Origin of the sequence: Blastococcus mobilis, assembly GCF_900188025.1 — a bacterium.
GTDB classification, from domain to species: domain Bacteria; phylum Actinomycetota; class Actinomycetes; order Mycobacteriales; family Geodermatophilaceae; genus Blastococcus_B; species Blastococcus_B mobilis.
Genome location: NZ_FZNO01000034.1, coordinates 1 through 18,155 on the forward strand (window position 1 = coordinate 1; position 18,155 = coordinate 18,155).

Consider the following 18,155-nt stretch of genomic DNA (forward strand, 5'->3'; position numbering starts at 1 on the left):
ACCGATCCGCTCGAGCACCTTCTCCAGACCCACGGCCCAGTCCTCGACCTCGGCCACGGTCACATCTTCGACCATCCCGAGACAGTCGTGACCTCGAAGCCCTCAACCCAGTAGACACACCGCAGCCGACAAGACAGGTGCGGCTGTAGTACTAGTTGCCCCGGGCTGGGAGGATCGGACACGAGAACGCACGGGGTGGGGCCGCCGACCGGCGGCCCTGCCCCCGCTCGCGAGACGACGGAAGGCTCCGAAGCCCAGTGGCTCAGTACATCTACACGATGGTCCGTGCGCGCAAGGCACACGGCGACAAGGTGATCCTGGACGACGTCACCCTGTCGTTCCTGCCCGGCGCCAAGATCGGCGTGGTCGGTCCCAACGGCGCCGGCAAGTCGACCGTGCTGCAGATCATGGCCGGCATGCAGCAGCCCTCCAACGGAGACGCGGCCCTGGCGCCCGAGGCGACGGTCGGCATCCTGCTCCAGGAGCCGCCGCTGAACGAGGCGCTCGACGTGCGGGGCAACGTCGAGGAGGCGGTCAAGCCCCTCCGGGACGCGCTGCGCCGCTTCGAGGAGGTCAGCGCGGCGATGGGGGAGCCCGACGCCGACTTCGACGCCCTCCTCGCCGAGCAGGGCGAGCTCATGGAGACGATCGAGAACCACGACGGCTGGGAGCTCGACGCCCGCATCGAGCAGGCCATGGACGCGCTGCGCTGCCCGCCCGGCGACGCCGACGTCACCGTGCTCTCCGGTGGTGAGCGCCGCCGCGTCGCGCTGTGCAAGCTGCTGCTCGAGGCGCCGGACCTGCTGCTCCTCGACGAGCCCACCAACCACCTCGACGCCGAGAGCGTGGCGTGGCTGGAGCAGCACCTGGAGAAGTACGCCGGCACCGTCGTCGCCGTCACCCACGACCGGTACTTCCTCGACAACGTCGCCCAGTGGATCCTCGAGCTCGACCGGGGCCGGGCCTACCCCTACGAGGGCAACTACTCCACCTACCTGGAGACCAAGGCGGCCCGGCTCAAGGTCGAGGGCGCCAAGGACGCCAAGCGCGCCAAGCGGCTCAAGGACGAGCTCGAGTGGGTGCGCTCGGGCGCGAAGGCCCGCCAGGCCAAGAGCAAGGCCCGGCTGGCCCGGTACGAGGAGATGGCCGCGGAGGCCGACAAGTTCCGCAAGCTCGACTTCGAGGAGATCCAGATCCCGCCCGGGCCGCGACTGGGCAGCGTCGTGGTCGAGACCAAGAACCTCACCAAGGGCTTCGGCGACCGCGTGCTGATCGACGACCTGTCCTTCACGCTGCCGCGCAACGGCATCGTCGGCGTCGTCGGCCCCAACGGTGCCGGCAAGACCACGCTGTTCAAGATGCTGGTCGGCGAGGAGAAGCCGGACGACGGCGAGATCAAGGTCGGCGAGACGGTCAAGCTCTCCTACGTCGAGCAGAACCGCAGCGGCATCGACCCCAAGAAGACGCTGTGGGACGTCGTCTCCGACGGTCTGGACCACATCAAGGTCGGCAACGTCGAGATGCCCTCGCGCGCCTACGTCGCGGCGTTCGGGTTCAAGGGCCCCGACCAGCAGAAGCCGGCTGGCGTGCTGTCCGGTGGCGAGCGGAACCGCCTCAACCTCGCCTTGACGCTCAAGCAGGGTGGCAACCTGCTGCTGCTCGACGAGCCCACCAACGACCTGGACGTCGAGACGCTCACCAGCCTGGAGAGCGCGCTGCTGGAGTTCCCCGGCTGCGCCGTCGTCGTCAGCCACGACCGCTGGTTCCTGGACCGGGTGGCGACGCACATCCTCGCCTACGAGGGCGAGTCCAAGTGGTTCTGGTTCGAGGGCAACTTCGCCGACTACGAGAAGAACAAGGTCGAGCGGCTCGGCCAGGAGGCCACCCGCCCGCACCGCGCCACGTACCGGAAGCTCACCCGCGACTGACCCGTCGGGTTGCCGGGGGGCGTGCGCGCCCCCCGGCAGCCGTGCGGCAGGGTGTCGCCCGTGAGACACACGGTGCACGTCCCCATGCGCTGGTCGGACATGGACGCCTACCAGCACATCAACAACGTGGCCTTCCTCGACTACTTCGAGATGGCCCGCGTCAACCTCTTCTTCGAGCACCCCACGCACGACGAGCAGACCGGCATGCGCCGCGGCCTCGTCGTCCACTCGCACGAGATCGCCTACAAGCGTTCGGTCCTCTACGACGCCGAGCCCCTGGAGATCCAGATCTGGGTGTCCGGCATCCGGGCCGCGTCCTTCACGTGCCACTACGAGCTCTTCGACCACGGCCGGCTCGCCGTCACCGGCAGCACGGTCCTCGTCCCGTTCGACTTCGCCCTCGAGCGCCCGCGGCGCATCACGCCGGAGGAGAAGGAGTTCCTCGCCCGCTACACCGACGAAGCGGCGGCCTGACGCGGCCATGCCACGAGCGCACCGGCCAGCGCGTCGTCCGCCCGGACCCCGGAACGAGAGTCCCCTGGCCACCCCCGGACGGAGTGGAGGGCAGGACATGCCCCCCGTCCGGGAGATCGCGTCGGCGCCGGACCCCGTGGCGGCGGTCCTGAACGCGCACGAGCACGGCGAGCTCATCTCACTGCCGACGTCCGGGACGACGAGCCGACCACGGTCGGTCGTCCGCACCACCGCGTCCTGGGTCGACTCCTTCGCTCACGTCTCGCGCCTGACCGAGATCGACGGGTGCTCACGGGTATGGGTGCCCGGGCCGCTGGCGGCGACGATGAACCTCTTCGCCGCCGTCCACGCCCGCATGGTCGGCGCGATCCTGGTGGATACACCGGAGGAGGCCACACATGCACACCTCACCCCGGCGACTCTGCTGACCGCCCTTGGCGGCGGCGCCGACCTGCGGGGTGTCCACGTCGTCGTCGCCGGCGATCGGCTCTCGCGCGACACGGCCGCGCGCGCCCGCGCGAGCGGTGCTCGCACCAGCCACTACTACGGGGCAGCGGAGCTGTCCTTCGTCGCCTGGGGAACCCACGAGGAGGACCTGCAGCCTTTCCCCGGCGTCGAGATCGAGATCCGCACCGACACCATCTGGGTGCGCTCGCCCTATCTCTCCCTGGGATACGACCGTTCCCTGGAATACGACCATGGCGCTGACGGCCCGTTCGCCGTGGACGACGCCGGGTTCGCCACCGTGGGCGACCGCGGCAGTCTCGAGCAGGGGCTCCTCACCGTCGCCGGCCGCGGAACCGCGATGGTCCTGACCGGCGGGGTCACCGTGCTGGTGGCGGACGTGGAGCAGGCGCTGCGGCGCGCCACCGGGAGCGATGTCGTCATCGTCGGCGTACCGCATCGCCGTCTCGGCCAGGTGGTCGGCGCAGTCGTGACCGAACCGGCGGCTGCGGCGCGGATCCGGTCGGTGGCGCGGGCCGAACTGGCGTCGGCGCAGCAGCCCCGGCTGTGGTTCGCCGTGCCATCGTTTCCCGTGACCCCGAGCGGCAAAGTCGACCGCATCGCCCTGTCGGCCATGGCGGCGAACGGGCAGCTGACAGCTGTCACCTCGTCGAGCCGGAGCAAGTCGTGAGCCGCTTCGACGACATGCCCGTACTGATAGCGGCCCGGCGGACACCCATCGGGACGGCGGGCCGCTCCCTGGCGGCGCTCACCGCCGCCGACCTCGCCGCACCGGTCATCAGGGCTCTCGCCGATGAACTCCAGCCCGCTGCGCGGGCCAACCTCCGCGACGTCGTGCTCGGGAACTGCATGGGACCCGGCGGCGACGTCGCGCGGGTCGCGGCGCTGCAGGCCGGGCTCCCGGTCGGCGTCCCAGGCCTCACGGTCGACCGGCAGTGCGGCAGCGGTCTGGCCGCCGTCGTGCTCGCCATCTCGATGCTGCGAGCGGAGCCGGGAGTCGTGCTGGCCGGGGGAGTGGAGTCCGCCTCCACCGCGCCGTGGCGCTCCTGGCCGCCGGTCGACGGCGGTCCGCCGACCCGCTTCCAGCGCGCCCCGTTCGCGCCGGCCGGCTGGGCCGATCCGGACATGGGACCGGCCGCCGACCTGCTCGCCCGCGAGCACGGCGTCCACCGCCGCGCCCAGGACGAGTACGCCGCGCGCTCGCACGCCCGCGCCGTCGCCACCCAGCAGGCCGGCGGGTTCGACGCAGAGATCGTGCCTCTCGGCGCCGTCAGCACCGACGACCGGCCCCGCTCGGGCCTGTCGGCGGAGCGGCTCGCCCGCCTGCGCCCGGCCTTCCTGCCCGACGGCACCGTCACCGCCGGCAACTCCTGCGGTGTGAACGACGGCGCCGCCGTGGTCACCGCTGTCGACGCCGCCACGCATCGCCGCCTGGGAGTGCCCGGCCTGCGGGTGCTCGCCACCGCGACCGCCGGTGTCGCCCCCGATCGACCCGGCCTGGGCATCGTCCCGGCCACTCGGCTCGCTCTGGACCGAGCCGGCCTGACGCTCGACGACATCGACGTGATCGAGTTCAACGAGGCCTTCGCCGGGCAGGTGCTGGCCTGCTGCGCCGCGCTCGGCCTCGACCCCGCACGCGTGTGTCCCGAGGGCGGAGCCCTGGCGCTCGGTCATCCGTGGGGTGCCTCCGGCGCGGTCCTCGCTGTCCGGCTCTTCGCGCAACTGGCCGGCCGTCCCGGCGGCTACGGCCTCGCCGCGATCGCCGTCGGCGGAGGCCAGGGCGTCGCGATGGTGGTGCAGCGCTGCGGTTGAGCGTTCGTTCGGAGCCGCGGTGCGGTCAGACCCGCCGGGGAACGGGGGCGTCGGCTCCGACCGGCGCCCCGCGCCGGGCCGCCTCGCCGTCGGAGAGCGGCCGGATGACGGCCCCCTCGGCGATCTCCGCGCCGGCGAACACGGCTGCGTTGATCCCGCCGCGATGCAGCATCGCTTTCACCAGCCGCGCGCCGATCAGCCGTTCGAGGTGAGTGCACGGCGGACAGCGCTTCATCCCGAACAGCAGCGCATCCCCGACGGCGAACCACCGTCCCACCAGCGCGGGCAGGTCCACACCCACGGTCACGAGGTTGCGCCGGGTGTCGCCGGGCAGCAGATCCACCCCCACGTCCGCGGCGACGGCGGCCACGTCGTCCCGGTCGATCAGCGTCAGCTGCTTCTCCAGGTCCGGGTACTGGGCCCAGGTGCCCCCGCCGAGCGCGTAACGGTCGCCGTCCAGTCCCGCGCCGGCCACCAACTGCCCGGTGGGCACGCGGCGCATCGGCGCGGCCGCGGTCCCGGTCAGCCAGATCTCCGTGAGGACGCCCCCGGTCACGTCGTCCGCACGCTGTCGACCGCCGCGCGCCGACCGGGTCGGCGGGCGGTGACGTCGCCCGCTCCCCGGGCGTCGAGCGCCTCGCCGACCGTGGTCGCCATCCGCAGCACCTGCACGAGCAGCGGCACGACCATGGCCGGCCGCACCCGGTCGGCGCCCCGTGCCGCCTGGGCCTCCCTGATGCGGGCCGCCCGGTCCGCGACCAGCGGGATGAACCGCAGTGTCATCGCGATGACCAGCCCGATCCGCCCGGGGCGCACCCCGAACACCCGCAGCGGCGACGTCAGCCACTCGATGACCGCCACCAGCGCCGTCACCCGCGTCGTCGCGGTCACCACGGCGGCGGCGATCACCAAGGTCAACAGTCGGAGCACGGCGACCGCGCCGACGAGCGGGCCGGTCACCAGCAGGTGGAAGCCGAACAGTGCGACCAGCCAGATCCACACCGGTCGCACCTGCGAGAGCAGTGCCCGGCGCGGCAGCCGCGCCCAGAGGAGCCCGGCAGCGAGCACGAGCACGAACGCGGCGGCCACCACCACGAGGCGCGCGGTCGCGAACAGCGCCAGCCCGAGCAACGCCAGCACGGCGAGCTTCACCCCCGCGGGCGCCCGGTGCACGTGGGTGGTCCCCGGCACGTACAGCGACTGCATCAGCTCATCCTCGCCGCGTACCAGGGCACCGTCTCGGCCGGCGGGCCGTCCGCGACCACGCGGCCGTCCTCGAACACCAGGACGCGGTCGAACCCGTCCAGCAGGTCGAGGTGGTGGGTGACCACGACGGCGTCCTGTTCCAGCGCGTCGATGACCCGGGACACCCGCCGGGTGTTGGCCAGGTCCAGCAGCGTCGTCGGCTCGTCGAACACGATCCGCTGGGGCTGCATGACCAGGACGCCGGCGATCGCCAGCAACTGCTTCTGCCCGCCGCTGAGCAGGTGCGCGGGGTGGTCCCGGTGCCCCGCCAGGCCGTAGCGAACGAGCATCTCGTCGACCCGCCGCGCGGTCTCCTCGGCAGGCAGGCCCTGGTTGTGCGGCCCGAACGCCAGGTCCTCCTCGACCGTCGGGTGCACGATCTGCGCGTCCGGGTCCTGGAAGACGAAGCCGACCCTGCGGCGCACCTCCCGGCCCTGCGTGCGGGTGTTCAGGCCGTCGACCAGCACGGTGCCCGTGGAGGGCACCACCAGCCCGTTGAGCAGACGGGCGAACGTGCTCTTGCCCGACCCGTTCCCACCGATGACGCCGATCCGGCGCTCGGTCAGGGTCAGCGAGACATCCGTGAGAACGGGGCGGTCGCCATAGAAGTGGGCGACGTCGCGCAGTTCGATCGCCGTCCGCGGGAGGGTGGCCGCCGAGGCCGCGGTCGCGGCCTCAGCACGCCGTCCCCACCGCACCGAGAACCTCAGGGTCGTCAGCCGGCCGTCGCGCGCCGGGTAGGCAGATCGATGACCGGATAGGCCTTGTGGACGGCCACGGCGACCAGGGACGCCGCCACCGCCTTGACCACGTCACCCGGGATGAAGGCGAACGCTCCGGTGAACGACGTCCAGAGTGGGATGTCCGCGTAGAGGCTGGTGAACGGGATGCCGATCGCGTAGATGACCAGCAGGCCGCCGATCAGATTGGCCACCAGGGCCCAGGCGAGGTTGTACCGCCGCCAGAACAGCTGGGTGAGCAGGCCGATGACGAAGGCCGCGATCGGCCAGCTGTACAGGTATCCGGCGGACGGCCCGACGAAGACGCCGAGCCCTCCACGGCCGCCGGAGAGAACCGGCAGCCCGACCGCGACCACCGCGAGGAACGCCAGCAGCGCCAATCCGCCCCGGCGCGCACCGAGCACCGAGCCGGCCAGCATCACGCCCAGGGTCTGCGCGGTGATCGGCACCGGGATCCCTGGCACGGGCACGGGCGGCAGCAGCCCCAGCACCGCCACGATCGCGGCGAAGAGTGCGATGTAGGCGAGGTCCTTGGTCTTCACGGCAGATCTCCTGGTGGCAGGCCCGCGTCAGCGTCCGGGCGTCGTCGTCGCCCGGAAACTACCGGAGCCCCCGGGATCGGATTCGGCGTGATCCCGTGATCGACCGTTTCAGGCCTGCAGCCACACCGCCGTGTCGTCCGGGAGGGTCCCGCCGCCGACGGCGGAGCTGGCCAGCAGCACCCGGCCCTCCGGCAGTGGCACCGCGGTTCCGGAGAGGTTGACCAGGCACACCAGCCCGCTGGGACGGCGGAACGCGAGGCAGCCCTCGGGCGCCGGCAGCCACTCCAGCTCCTCGCCCCCGAAGGCCGCGGACGACCGCCGCAACGCCAGGGCACTCCGGTACAGCGACTGTATCGACGAGGGATCCGCCGCCTGGGCCTCCGCGGTGAGCCCGCCCCAGCCCTCCGGCATCGGCAGCCAGGTGTCGGGTCGCGACGAGAACCCGTACGCGGGTTCGGTGCCCGACCACGGCAGCGGGATGCGGCAGGCGTCGCGGCCCCGTTCGGCGTGGCCCGACCGCTCCCACATCGGGTCCTGCAGCGCCTCGTCGGGCAGGTCGACGTCGGGCATCCCGAGCTCGTCCCCGTTGTAGAGGTAGGCGGCTCCGGGCAGGGCCAGCTGCAGCAGGGCGGCCGCCCGGGCGCGCCGCAGGCCGAGCTCACCACCGCCGTACCGGGTCACGTGCCGGGGCCGGTCGTGGTTGGAGAGCACCCAGCACGCCGGTGCCGGCGTCCCGGCCACCGTGGCCAGGGAGTGGCTGACCGCCTGGCGCAGCGCGTCGGCGGTCCAGTCCGCGGTGAGCAGCTTGAAGTTGAACGCGAGCTGGAGCTCGTCCTCGCGGAGGTACTGGGCGAGCCGGTCGTCGTCGGAGACCCAGACCTCGCCGACCGCCATGGTCCCCGGGTACTGGTCGAGCACCGCGCGGATGCGGCGGTGCACGACGTGCACGCCGTCCTGGTCGAAGCGCAGGTCACCGGGGCCGTGGTCGTCGAGCAGCCCGGTGTCCTCCATCGGCACCATGTCCGGCAGGCCGTCCGGCTTCGCCATGCCGTGGGCGACGTCGATGCGGAAGCCGTCGACGCCGCGGTCCAGCCAGAACCGCATCGTCTTCTCGAGGTCGGCGACCACCTCCGGGTCGGCGAAGTTCAGGTCGGGTTGCTCCGGAGCGAAGATGTGCAGGTACCACTGGCCGTCGGGCACCCGGGTCCACGCCGGGCCGCCGAAGACCGAGGGCCAGTTGTTCGGCGGCTCGCTGCCGTCGGGGCCCCGGCCCGCCCGGAACAGGTAGCGGGCGCGCTCCGGCGATCCCGGCGCCGCCGCCAGTGCCGCCCGGAACCACTCGTGGTCGTGCGAGCTGTGGTTGGGGACCAGGTCGATGGTCACTCGCAAGCCCAGCCCGTGGGCGTCGGCCAGCAGGGCGTCGAACTCGTCGAGGTCGCCGAACACCGGCTCGACGTCCCGCGGGTCGGCGACGTCGTAGCCGTGGTCGGCCATGGGCGACGGGTAGAACGGCGTCATCCAGAGGGCGTCGACGCCGAGGTCGGCGAGGTACGGCAGCCGGCTACGGATGCCGGCGAGGTCGCCGACGCCGTCACCGTTCCCGTCGGCGAAGCTGCGGACGTAGATCTGGTAGAAGACCGCGTCCCGCCACCAGTCGGCGGACTCTGGCAGGACGGCGTTCGGGCGCGCGTGCACCGGGCTCCTCAGCGTGTCGTGTGGTCATGCGCGGGCCCCCTGCAGGGTCCCGCCGCGAGCCTGCGAGCGGTGGGGGGCAGGGGGTGTTTTCTCAGGCGGGGGAGAGGTCGCCGCCGGCGTCGTCCGGAAAGCGGTTCTGCATGCTGCGAGCAGCCATCTCCAGGTAACCCCAGAGCGTCGCGTCTTGCTCGGCGGTGAGGCCGAGGGAGTCCACCGCCGCCCGCATGTGGGTCAGCCAGGCGTCGCGCTCGACCGGGCCGATCGCGAACGGCGCGTGCCGCATCCGCAGCCGCGGGTGGCCGCGCTGCTGGGAATAGGTGGTGGGCCCGCCCCAGTACTGCTCGAGGAAGGACCGCAGCCGGACCTCCGCGCCCTGCCAGTCGTCCTGCGGGTACAGCGGGCCGATCACCGGATCGGTGCGGACCGCGGCGTAGAAGTGCGCGATCAGCCGGGTGAAGGTCGGGGCGCCGCCGACCTCGTCGTAGAAGGTGCGCGCCGAGGGCAGGGATCGACTCGACTCGCTCATGACTCCGATGGTCCCTCACCGGGCGCGGCTGCCGCCACGGAACCCCGGGTCCGGTGGAAGGCGACCAGCATCGGGACGACCGCGACCAGCCCCAGGGCACCGGACAGGGCGACGGCGCCGCTGGGCGAGACGCCCTCGGCGGCGAGCCCGGCGCCGAGGGCCCCGAGGCCCTGGACGCCGTAGAGGCCGGTCACTGCCACCCCGAACGCGCGGCCACGGAAGGCGCTCGGCACCGCCTGCACGAACGAGACGTTCAGCGGGATGAGCCAGGCCGCGCCGATCCCGGACAGGAACAGCAAGCCCACGACGAGCCCGAACGGCAGGCTGCCCGGGCCGAGGACGAGCCCGACCGCCCCCGCGAGGAGGACCGGCACCAGCGAGAGCACGACGAGGGGGACCACGAGCGGCTCCCGCCGGGCCGGGGGAACCAACCGGGCGATCACCAGCCCGCCGAGCGTCACCCCGAGCGGGTTGGCCGCCAGCAGCACCCCGAGCGCCGTCGCACCCTTACCCAGCTCGTCCACCCACGGTGCGGCCACGCCTTCGGCCGCGTAGGTGAAGAGCGTGGCGGTCCAGAGGAGACCCACGATGGCCAGCAGCCGCGTCGACCGGCGGATGAGCCGCAACCCGTCGGCGGTGTCCTGCAACAGGGTCCGGCGTTCCTCGCCGGACTCGCTCGCCGGAGCCGGGCGAGGCTGGAGGCCCTTCCACAGCCACAGCGCCGACACCGCGAACGTCGCGGCGTCGATGAGCAGGGCGGCCGAGGGGTTCAGGGCGGCGACGAGCGCTCCGGCCAGGACGAAGCCCACCACCTGCGCCAGTTGCAGGGTGATGTTGGTCAGGGAGCTGGCGACGGCGTAGCGGTCGCCGTCCAGCACGTCGGCCATGAGCGCGGAGCGGGCGGACTCGAACGGCGGCGAGCCCAGCGAGACCAGGAACAGCAGCGCCAGCATCACCGGCAGCGGAATCCCGGGGATCGCCATGCCGGCCAGGAGCACCGCACGCCCGGCGTCGGTGGCGATGAGCACCCGATGGCGGGGGAGGCGGTCGGCGAGGGCCGCCAGCAGGGGGCCGCCCAGCAGCCACGGCAGGTAACCGATCGCGAAGGTCAGCGCCGACAGCAGGGGTGAGGAGGTGCGCTGGTAGACCAGCACCGTGAGGGCCACCCGGGCCAGCTCGTCGCCGGCGGTGGACAGCAGGAACGTCCCGAACAGCGGCCGGAACTCACGGACCGCGAAGACCTCGCGGAAGGTCGCCTGCCGCAGCGGGTCGCCGGGGGCCGGCGTCCCCTCCGGCGCGGACGCGGTCAGCGGATCCCCGCCGAGACGCCGGTGGTCCCGGCCAGCAGCGGCAGCGGCGTGCGGATGCCCTCGGCGACGAAGCGCTCCTTGAGCCGCATCCGGAGCTCGCGGCCGACCCGCCACTGATCGGCGTTCGTGGCGCGGACCACCAGCCGCAGGAAGACGCCCTCCGCGGTGATCTGCTCCACGCCGAGGGACTCCGGCTCGGCCAGCAGGACGGCGGCCCAGTCCTCCTCGCGGTACATCGCGTCCGCGACCTCCTGCATGATCGCGCGGGCCTTCTCCAGGTCGGTGTCGTGGGCCACCGGCATGTCGATGACGACCTGGGCGAATCCCTGGCTCTTGTTCCCCACCCGCAGCACCTCGCCGTTCCGGACGTACCAGACGACCCCGTTGACGTCCCGCAGTCGGGTGATCCGCAGGCCGACCGCCTCCACCGTGCCGCTGGCCTCACCGAGGTCCACGACGTCACCGACCCCGTACTGGTCCTCGAGGATGATGCCGATCCCGGCGACGAAGTCCTTGATGAGGTTCTGCGCGCCGAAGCCGAGGGCCACGCCGACCACGCCGGCACTGGCCACGATCGGCGCGAGGTTGATGCCCAGCTCGCCGAGTACCAGGACCACGGCGATGCCCAGCACCACGATGGAGGCGAAGCTGCGCAGGACCGAGCCGATGGCCTCCGCCCGCTGGGTGCGGCGTTCGGTGATCTGGTCGCCGGCGTCGCTCTGCGCCACCCGGTTGCGCAGCGGCCGCAGGATCGTGGGCACCGCTCCGGTGGAGGTGCGGTCGGTCAGCCGGCGGATGCCCCGGTGGGCCAGCGCCCGGACCACGACGGCCAGGACGACGACCAGCACGATGCGTGCGGGCGTGGCGACGAGCACCTGGGCGTTCTCCGCCAGCCAGTCCAGGCCGAACCAGTCGTAGAGCTGCTGGCAGAGCCAGTACTCCGCGCAGTCGGGCACGCCCGGGGACCCGTCGTCCGCGGCAAGCACTGTTAGTGATCGACTCATCACCGGAAATCCTTCCAGGTGAACGGTCCCCTGTCATGGATTCGAGGTCGCGTTCGACCGAAAGGCGTCCCGCCGAAGGGCTTCTCGCCGAAGAATCCCTACCGAACGGCGAGGCCCGTGTGCTCGGCCAGGAAGGCGAGCTGGTCGGCGGCGAGCCCGACCGTGCGACTGACCGCCCGCGCCCCGTGCCCCACGGACGTCTCCCGGCGCAGCACGATGGGCGCCTCCGACGTCGTGGCGTGCTGGAGGGCGGCAGTCAGCTTGCGGCCGTGCAGCGGGTGCACGCGGGTGTCGGACTCGAAGGTGGTGAACAGCACCGCCGGGTACGCCGTCCCCTCCCGGACCGCGTGGTACGGCGAGTAGCCCAGCAGCCAGCCCAGCTCGGTCGGGTCCTCGGCGCTGCCGTACTCGTCGTTCCAGGTGCGGCCCAGGCCGAACAGCTCGTAGCGGACCATGTCCAGCAGCGGCGCACTGCAGACCACCGCGGCGGCGAGGTCGGGGCGCTGGGTCAGCGTCGCGCCCACCAGCAGCCCGCCGTTGGAGCCGCCCATGACGCCCAGTTGCCCGTGCGTCGTCCAGCCCTCGGCCACCAGCTGCTCGGCAGCGGCGGCGAAGTCGTCGAACACGTTCTGCTTGCGCTCGCGCATCCCCGCCCGGTGCCACTCCTCGCCGTGCTCGGAGCCACCCCGCAGGTTCGCCACCGCCCACACCCCGCCGGCGGCCACCCAGGCGAGGGCCTGCGCGCTGTAGGCGGGGCTGACCGAGACGTTGAAGCCGCCGTAGCCGTACAGCACGGCCGGGCGGGGCGTGTCCGGGCTGCCCGAGCCCGACAGCACGAACAGGTGCACCGGTGTCCCGTCGGCGGAGGTCGCGTGCGTCTCGACGACCGTCAGCGCCGGCACGTCCCCGGCCACGGGCGCCTGCTCCCAGCTCGCCAGGGCGGTGGGGGAACCGGCGTCCCAGCGCAGGACCGACGGCGGCGTCGCGTAGTCGGTGTAGCCGACCCAGGCCGTGCTGCCCCCTTCGGGTGGTGAGCTGACGCCGGAGATGCTGCCCGCACCCAGACCCTCGACATCGGCCAGCCGGCCGGACCCGTCCCCGGCCCAGACCGAGAGGCGGTCGGTGGCGTCCACGGCATGGACCGCCAGCACCTGCAGCGAGCCGTCCGGGGCGTCGACGAGGGCGACGTCGGACAGCACGGCGTCCGGCAGCTCGGGGACCACGTCCCGCCAGGCCGAGGGCGCCCAGGTGGCCCGGTCCGCCGGATCGGCGACGGCCAGCCGCCAGCGCGGGGCGTCCCGGTCGGACATGAGCCACAGCCGGCCGTCGCGGGCGACCCAGGCGGCGGTCTGCGCGTCGACGCCCACCTGGAACTCGCCGAGTTCTCCGTCGCCGGCCAGGTCGGCGATCCACACGTCGTCCCGGGGCGCGGTGCCGGCCGCACCCGAGACGACCAGCCAGCGGCCGTCGGGGCTGGTGTGCACGCCGAAGTAGGTGGTGGGGTCGCTGCCCTCGCCGTGCACCAGCACGTCGGAGTCGGCGGGGGCCCCGACCCGGTGGCGCCAGACCCGCCGGTGGAACTGCTCCTCGCCCGCTGGGACGAGGTCCGGCGGGAGGCGGCGCACGTAGAACAGCTCCTCCCCGCCGGGCAGCCAGGCGATGGGGGAGTAGCGGCACCGGTCGATCGGACCGTCCACGACCTCGCCGGTGGTCACGTCGAGGACGTAGAGCCGGGACTCCTCGTCGCCGCCCGTGGAGAGCTGGTAGGCCAGCCGGTCGCCCTCCCACGAGGGGGACCAGGCGTCCAGCGTCGTCGTCCCCTCGGGGTCGAGGGCGGTCGGGTCGACCAGCACCCGGACGGTGCCGTCGGCCTCGCGCACCCGGAGCACCGCGTGCTCCTGGCCGGGGTCGCGGCGGGTCGAGAAGGCCCGCCCGCCGCGCCAGACCGGGACGCCGACGGCGCCGGCGTGCACCAGCTCCTCCAGGCGGGCGGCGAAGCCCAGGCGCATCGGGAGGGCGGTGAGCAGCTCTCCGGCGAGCGCGTCCTGCGCCTCGCTCCACTCCCTCGTGCGCGGGTCGGCGTCGTCCTCGAGCCAGCGGTAGGGGTCGGCGACGTGGTGTCCGTGCAGGTCCTCGACGAGGTCGAGCCGGGGGGCATCGGGGTAGCGCATCGCACCCACGGTAGTTCGCCCGGCGAAGCGGGGAGTTGCTTGACTGCGCCGATCGCCGTCGCGCGGGTCAGAATGGGGCAGCCCGCGGGTCTCGGAGCCACCGGCGGTCCGGGGCATCCGGAGGTGATCCGTGCCGCGTCCCGCGTCCGGGTCGTCGTCGGCGGGTCACCCAGGCCCGCGCCGCGACCCGCGCCATCCATCGTTCCTACCTGTGCCGTCGCCGGGTACGACGAGCGCCACGTTGCTGCTGAACGCCACGTACGAACCCTTGTGCGTGGTGTCCAGCCGGCGAGCGATCGTCCTCGTGCTGGCGCAGAAGGCAGAGCCGGTCGACTCCGCGGCGGACGTCGTGCACGCGGAGACGGTGAGTCTCCCGGTGCCGATCGTGGTCCGCCTGACCCGTTTCGTGCGCGTGCCCTATCCGGCGTCGGTGCCGCTGTCCCGGCGCGCCGTCTTCACCCGGGACGGGCAGACCTGCGTCTACTGCGGCGGGTCGGCGACGAGCATCGACCACGTCGTTCCGCGGAGCCGCGGGGGGACCCACACCTGGGACAACGTCGTCGCCGCCTGCCGACGGTGCAACCACGCCAAGGCCGACCGCTCGCTGGCCGAGATGGGCTGGGTGCTGCCCCACCCCCCGCGCACGCCCAGCGGCGCCGCGTGGCGCCTGCTGGGCACCAGGACGGTCGATCCGCGCTGGCGGGACTGGCTCGGCATGCCCGATAGCGTGAGCGCATGAAAGAGGACCCCTGGAAGGACCCCGTCCTCCTCACCGCTCGCTCGCTCGCGGTGAGCCTCTGGACGGGGCCGAACCGATGACTTCTGCGGGGACGGCCCGCCGTCTGTGGGCTCTTGCCGAACCGTTCCACGCGCTCACGTACTTCGCGCAGGAGAGCCGCGACGCCGCCGAGGGAACCGGGCTCCGCGGCTTTTGGAACGGCTACTTCGCGCTCCGCGCCGCGCCGCTGGGCGCCGTCGGGCCGGAGGTGGTGACGGCGGTCTTCTACAACTTCGCGCCGTCCTTCGTGGCCCGCCGGGTCCCGGGGGTGTGGGACCAGGTCACCCCTGCCGCGGCGCTCGAGGCCCGCCTCGCCGGGATCGATGCAGCGGTGCGGCGGGTGCTCGGGCCGGACTGGCCGGCATCGCCCGAGGTGGCCGAGGCGGCGGACCTGACCACGACGGCGGCGGCCGCGGTGGATGCACCCGGCCGGCCACTGGCGGCCGCGAACTCGGGCGTCGCAGTCCCCGACGAGCCGCACCTGCGCCTGTGGCAGTCGCTCACCACCCTGCGCGAGCACCGCGGAGACGGACACTCGGTCGCCCTCGTGCAGCGCGAGGTGGACGGCGTCACCGCCCACGTGCTCGCGGCCGCCGCCGGCCGCTCGGACCGGGAATGGCTCATGCGCGCCCGCGGCTGGGACGACGCCGCCTGGGACGACGCGGTCGCCCGGCTGGTCGAGCGGCGCTGGCTGGACGAGGGCGAGCTGACCGCCGAGGGCCTGGCGATGGTCGCCGCGATCGAGGCCGACACCGACCGCCTGGCGTTGGGGCCGTGGCAGGCACTCGGCGACGCCGCGTGCGACCGGCTGGCCGAGCTGCTGACGCCGGTCCGGCGGGCCGTCATCGCGGCGGGGGACTGGCCCGCGGGCAACCCGATCGGTGTCCCGGACCCGGACTGACACCGGGGCGGGTTAGCGTCCCGCCCGTGACCCGGTTGCACGACCTCACCGCCCTGGAGCAGGCCGCCGCCGTACGGGCGGGGGAGGTGAGCCCGACCGAACTGGTCGAGCACTCGCTGGCGCGCATCGACGCCCTCGATGCCCGGCTCGGCGCCTTCATCACCGTCACCCCCGACCGGGCCCTCGCCGCTGCCGCCCGGGCGGAGGCGCTGCTCCGGACCGGCGGCCGGTTGCCCCCCCTGCTCGGCGTCCCGACCGCCATCAAGGACCTCAACAACACCGCGGGAGTCCGGACGACGTTCGGATCGCGGGTGCTGGCCGACTTCGTCCCCGAGGTGGACGACGCCGTGGTCACCAGGCTCGCCGCCGCCGGCACCATCAGCCTCGGCAAGACCAACACCCCCGAGTTCGGCTATCCCTGCTACACCGACAACGACCTCGCCGGGCCGGCCCGTTGCCCGTGGGACCCCTCGCTGCTGGCCGGCGGCTCCAGCGGCGGGGCTGCCGTCGCCGTGGCGGCCGGGATGGTCCCGTTCGCCCAGGGCAGTGACGGGGGCGGGTCGATCCGCATCCCGGCGAGCATCAACGGGATCGTCGGCCTCAAGCCCAGCCGGGGCCGGATCAGCAACGCGCCCCTGGGTGCCGACATCACCGGCCTGGGCACCAACGGGCCGCTGGCGCGGACCGTCCGGGACGCCGCCGCCATGCTCGACGCCATGGCCGGGCCGGTCCTGGGCGACCACGCGTGGGCACCGCCGCTCCCGGCCGGGCAGAGCTTCCTCGGCGCGGTGGAGCGCCCTCCGGGGCGGCTGAGGGTCGGCCGGTGGCTGGCCACGCCGATTCCCGACGTCCAGCTGGAGCCCGAGGTCGCCGACGCCTTCGAGGACGCGTCGGCGCTGCTTGAGAGCCTCGGTCACCAGGTCGAGGACGTGCCCACCGGTCTGCTCGGGCCGGAGGTGCTCCCGTCCTTCGAGCGCGTGTGGGCGCTGTCGGGCGCCACGCTGCCGGTACCGCCCTCGAGGGCGGGGGAGCTGCGGCCCCTGACCCGGGAGCTGCGGGCACGCGGCCTGGCGATGTCGGCCCAGGTGGCCATGGAGTCGATGATGGCGCTGCGCCTGTTCACCCGACGGTTCCTGCAGGCCACCGCCGCCTACGACGTCCTGCTGGCCCCGGTCTGCACGATGACCCCGCGGCCGCTGGGCTGGTTCGACGCCGACGGGGACGGCGCCGAGGACTTCGAGCGGAACAAGCGGTACGCGGCGTTCACCGCGGTCTTCAACGTGACCGGCCAGCCGGCGGTGAGCCTGCCGCTGTACTGGACCCAGGCCATGCTGCCGATCGGCAGCATGCTCGTGGGCCGGCCGGCCGACGAGGCGACGCTGCTCGCCCTGTCCGCGCAGGTGGAGGAGGCACGCCCGTGGCGACACCGGCACCCCGAGCCGTGGGAGCGGACCGGCTGAACCAGAGGCCTGCCGGTAAGTTGTCGAGCGTGACCGTCGCCGAGACCATCCTCGTCTTCGTCGGCATCCCGCTGGCCGTCTACGTGCTGCTGGCGCTGCTGATCTTCCTGCCGGGTGGGCGCAAGCGCACCCGGTACAAGCCCGGTCAGCCGTGGGACCACGCGCCGATCTGGTACGAGCCGCATCCCGAGAACGTCGGCGCCGGCGGGCACGAACCCGCGCCCGGCGCGGCCGCGGTCCCCGGCAGCTCGTCGGCGGCTCTGGGCTCGTCGATGTATCCGGAGCAGCCCGAGGAGAGGAACACCGACACGTCCCGGGCCTCTGACGCGCACGGTGCCGGCGGTCACGGGGCGCACGTGGCCCCCCGGCCGGTGAACGCGGGACCGCTCGGCGGCGCCCGCGGGACCTGGTGACGGGAACCGGCGCAGCCATGACCCACTCCATGACCACCGCTCCGGGAGGACGGCGATGACCCGCGCGTTGGAAGCCGAGTCCCACGACACGGCCACGACCCACACCGCGCCCGCGCGGACCGACGAGATCGAGGGTTCGCCGCTCGACGAGATCTTCAGCTTCCAGGAGCTCGCGCGGCTGGACGAGGCGCTGACCATGTCCTCCCGGGAGACGGGTCTGCGCTTCACCCTCTACATCGGCGACCTCGGTGCGCGCACGCGTGCCCAGGCCGAGGAACTGCACGCCCGCTCCGGGGGCAACCCCACGGATTCGGTGCTGATCGCGGTCTCGCCCGGCCAGAAGGTGGTCGAGGTCGTCACCGGGGCCGGCGCCTCACGCCGGCTGCCCGACCGCGCCTGCGCGCTGGCGGTCCTGTCGATGACGACGTCATTCGCCGCGGGGGACCTGGTCGGCGGCATCGTCAACGGGCTCCGGCAGCTGTCGGACCAGGCCGGTCACCCGGCTGCGCTCCGCCATCCGCACTGAGCACCCGCTGAGCGCGGCACGCCCCGCGAGGCGGCCCGACGCGTGGGGGCCGGAGGTCTTCGCGCAGAGGAGCGGGTAGCGCTCAGCGTCGGCCGGCCCTGCTGCAGGGTCCCGCCGCGGGCTTGCGAGCGGTGGGGGGCAGCGGGGTCCTTGTACTGGCCGCGG

The 18,155-nt window shown here is 73.4% G+C and carries 18 protein-coding genes; 9 read left to right on the plus strand and 9 right to left on the minus strand.

All coding sequences use genetic code 11. From position 1 onward, the window contains the following. The first annotated feature begins 257 nt into the window (after nt 1–257). From ettA to CHB94_RS21595, 4 genes are all read left to right on the plus strand, one after another. Nucleotides 258–1,928 (plus strand): energy-dependent translational throttle protein EttA, encoded by a 1,671-nt coding sequence (gene ettA, locus CHB94_RS21580; protein ID WP_089338616.1) that lies wholly within the window; start codon nt 258–260, stop codon nt 1,926–1,928. A 60-nt stretch (nt 1,929–1,988) separates the two neighbouring features. Beyond that, nucleotides 1,989–2,402: an acyl-CoA thioesterase gene (locus tag CHB94_RS21585; RefSeq protein ID WP_089338617.1), complete on the plus strand. Its 414-nt coding sequence runs from the start codon at nt 1,989–1,991 to the stop codon at nt 2,400–2,402. A gap of 97 nt (nt 2,403–2,499) precedes the next feature. Continuing rightward, entirely contained in the window at nt 2,500–3,537 is a 1,038-nt protein-coding gene (locus CHB94_RS21590; RefSeq protein WP_089338618.1) for an AMP-binding protein, read from the plus strand. Then, nucleotides 3,534–4,679 (plus strand): thiolase family protein, encoded by a 1,146-nt coding sequence (locus CHB94_RS21595; protein WP_254920835.1) that lies wholly within the window; start codon nt 3,534–3,536, stop codon nt 4,677–4,679. Before CHB94_RS21590 ends, CHB94_RS21595 begins: the two co-directional genes overlap by 4 nt. A 25-nt stretch (nt 4,680–4,704) precedes the next feature. Here CHB94_RS21595 and CHB94_RS21600 read toward each other — a convergent pair whose 3' ends face one another. The 9 genes from CHB94_RS21600 to CHB94_RS21640 form a co-directional block, all read right to left on the minus strand. After that, nucleotides 4,705–5,235 (minus strand): MOSC domain-containing protein, encoded by a 531-nt coding sequence (locus CHB94_RS21600; protein WP_089338619.1) that lies wholly within the window; start codon nt 5,233–5,235, stop codon nt 4,705–4,707. Next, entirely contained in the window at nt 5,232–5,885 is a 654-nt protein-coding gene (locus CHB94_RS21605) for an energy-coupling factor transporter transmembrane component T family protein (RefSeq protein WP_089338620.1), read from the minus strand. Before CHB94_RS21605 ends, CHB94_RS21600 begins: the two co-directional genes overlap by 4 nt. After that, nucleotides 5,885–6,622 (minus strand): energy-coupling factor ABC transporter ATP-binding protein, encoded by a 738-nt coding sequence (locus CHB94_RS21610; RefSeq protein WP_089338621.1) that lies wholly within the window; start codon nt 6,620–6,622, stop codon nt 5,885–5,887. Before CHB94_RS21610 ends, CHB94_RS21605 begins: the two co-directional genes overlap by 1 nt. Before the next feature lie 17 nt (nt 6,623–6,639). Then, nucleotides 6,640–7,206, minus strand: coding sequence for a biotin transporter BioY (locus tag CHB94_RS21615; protein WP_089338622.1), 567 nt, complete (start codon nt 7,204–7,206; stop codon nt 6,640–6,642). Between the two features lie 108 nt (nt 7,207–7,314). Continuing rightward, nucleotides 7,315–8,901: a glycoside hydrolase family 13 protein gene (locus tag CHB94_RS21620; RefSeq protein ID WP_217899428.1), complete on the minus strand. Its 1,587-nt coding sequence runs from the start codon at nt 8,899–8,901 to the stop codon at nt 7,315–7,317. A gap of 91 nt (nt 8,902–8,992) precedes the next feature. Next, on the minus strand, nt 8,993–9,427 hold the full coding sequence (locus CHB94_RS21625) for a globin (RefSeq protein WP_089338623.1): 435 nt from the start codon (nt 9,425–9,427) through the stop codon (nt 8,993–8,995). Next, a complete protein-coding gene (locus CHB94_RS21630) occupies nt 9,424–10,851 on the minus strand; it encodes an MFS transporter (RefSeq protein ID WP_254920836.1) in 1,428 nt (475 codons plus the stop codon). The genes CHB94_RS21625 and CHB94_RS21630 overlap by 4 nt, the downstream gene beginning before the upstream one ends. After that, nucleotides 10,734–11,741, minus strand: a complete 1,008-nt coding sequence (locus CHB94_RS21635; protein WP_089338650.1) for a mechanosensitive ion channel family protein — start codon at nt 11,739–11,741, stop codon at nt 10,734–10,736. Before CHB94_RS21635 ends, CHB94_RS21630 begins: the two co-directional genes overlap by 118 nt. A gap of 98 nt (nt 11,742–11,839) precedes the next feature. Then, complete coding sequence (locus CHB94_RS21640; protein ID WP_089338624.1) at nt 11,840–13,912, minus strand: prolyl oligopeptidase family serine peptidase; 2,073 nt, start codon at nt 13,910–13,912, stop codon at nt 11,840–11,842. 211 nt (nt 13,913–14,123) lie between these two features. On the opposite strand from CHB94_RS21640, the gene CHB94_RS21645 reads away from it, so the two are divergent. The 5 genes from CHB94_RS21645 to CHB94_RS21665 all read left to right on the plus strand — a co-directional run bounded on the left by CHB94_RS21645 (nt 14,124) and on the right by CHB94_RS21665 (nt 17,990). Then, a complete protein-coding gene (locus CHB94_RS21645) occupies nt 14,124–14,651 on the plus strand; it encodes an HNH endonuclease (RefSeq protein WP_089338625.1) in 528 nt (175 codons plus the stop codon). A 76-nt stretch (nt 14,652–14,727) separates the two neighbouring features. Continuing rightward, complete coding sequence (locus CHB94_RS21650; RefSeq protein WP_089338626.1) at nt 14,728–15,591, plus strand: SCO6745 family protein; 864 nt, start codon at nt 14,728–14,730, stop codon at nt 15,589–15,591. A 26-nt stretch (nt 15,592–15,617) separates the two neighbouring features. Further along, nucleotides 15,618–17,051, plus strand: coding sequence for an amidase (locus CHB94_RS21655; protein ID WP_089338627.1), 1,434 nt, complete (start codon nt 15,618–15,620; stop codon nt 17,049–17,051). Between the two features lie 29 nt (nt 17,052–17,080). Further along, on the plus strand, nt 17,081–17,464 hold the full coding sequence (gene ctaJ, locus CHB94_RS21660; RefSeq protein WP_089338651.1) for an aa3-type cytochrome oxidase subunit CtaJ: 384 nt from the start codon (nt 17,081–17,083) through the stop codon (nt 17,462–17,464). A gap of 55 nt (nt 17,465–17,519) precedes the next feature. Next, nucleotides 17,520–17,990: a DUF5130 family protein gene (locus CHB94_RS21665; RefSeq protein ID WP_089338628.1), complete on the plus strand. Its 471-nt coding sequence runs from the start codon at nt 17,520–17,522 to the stop codon at nt 17,988–17,990. The last annotated feature ends 165 nt before the right edge of the window (nt 17,991–18,155 follow it).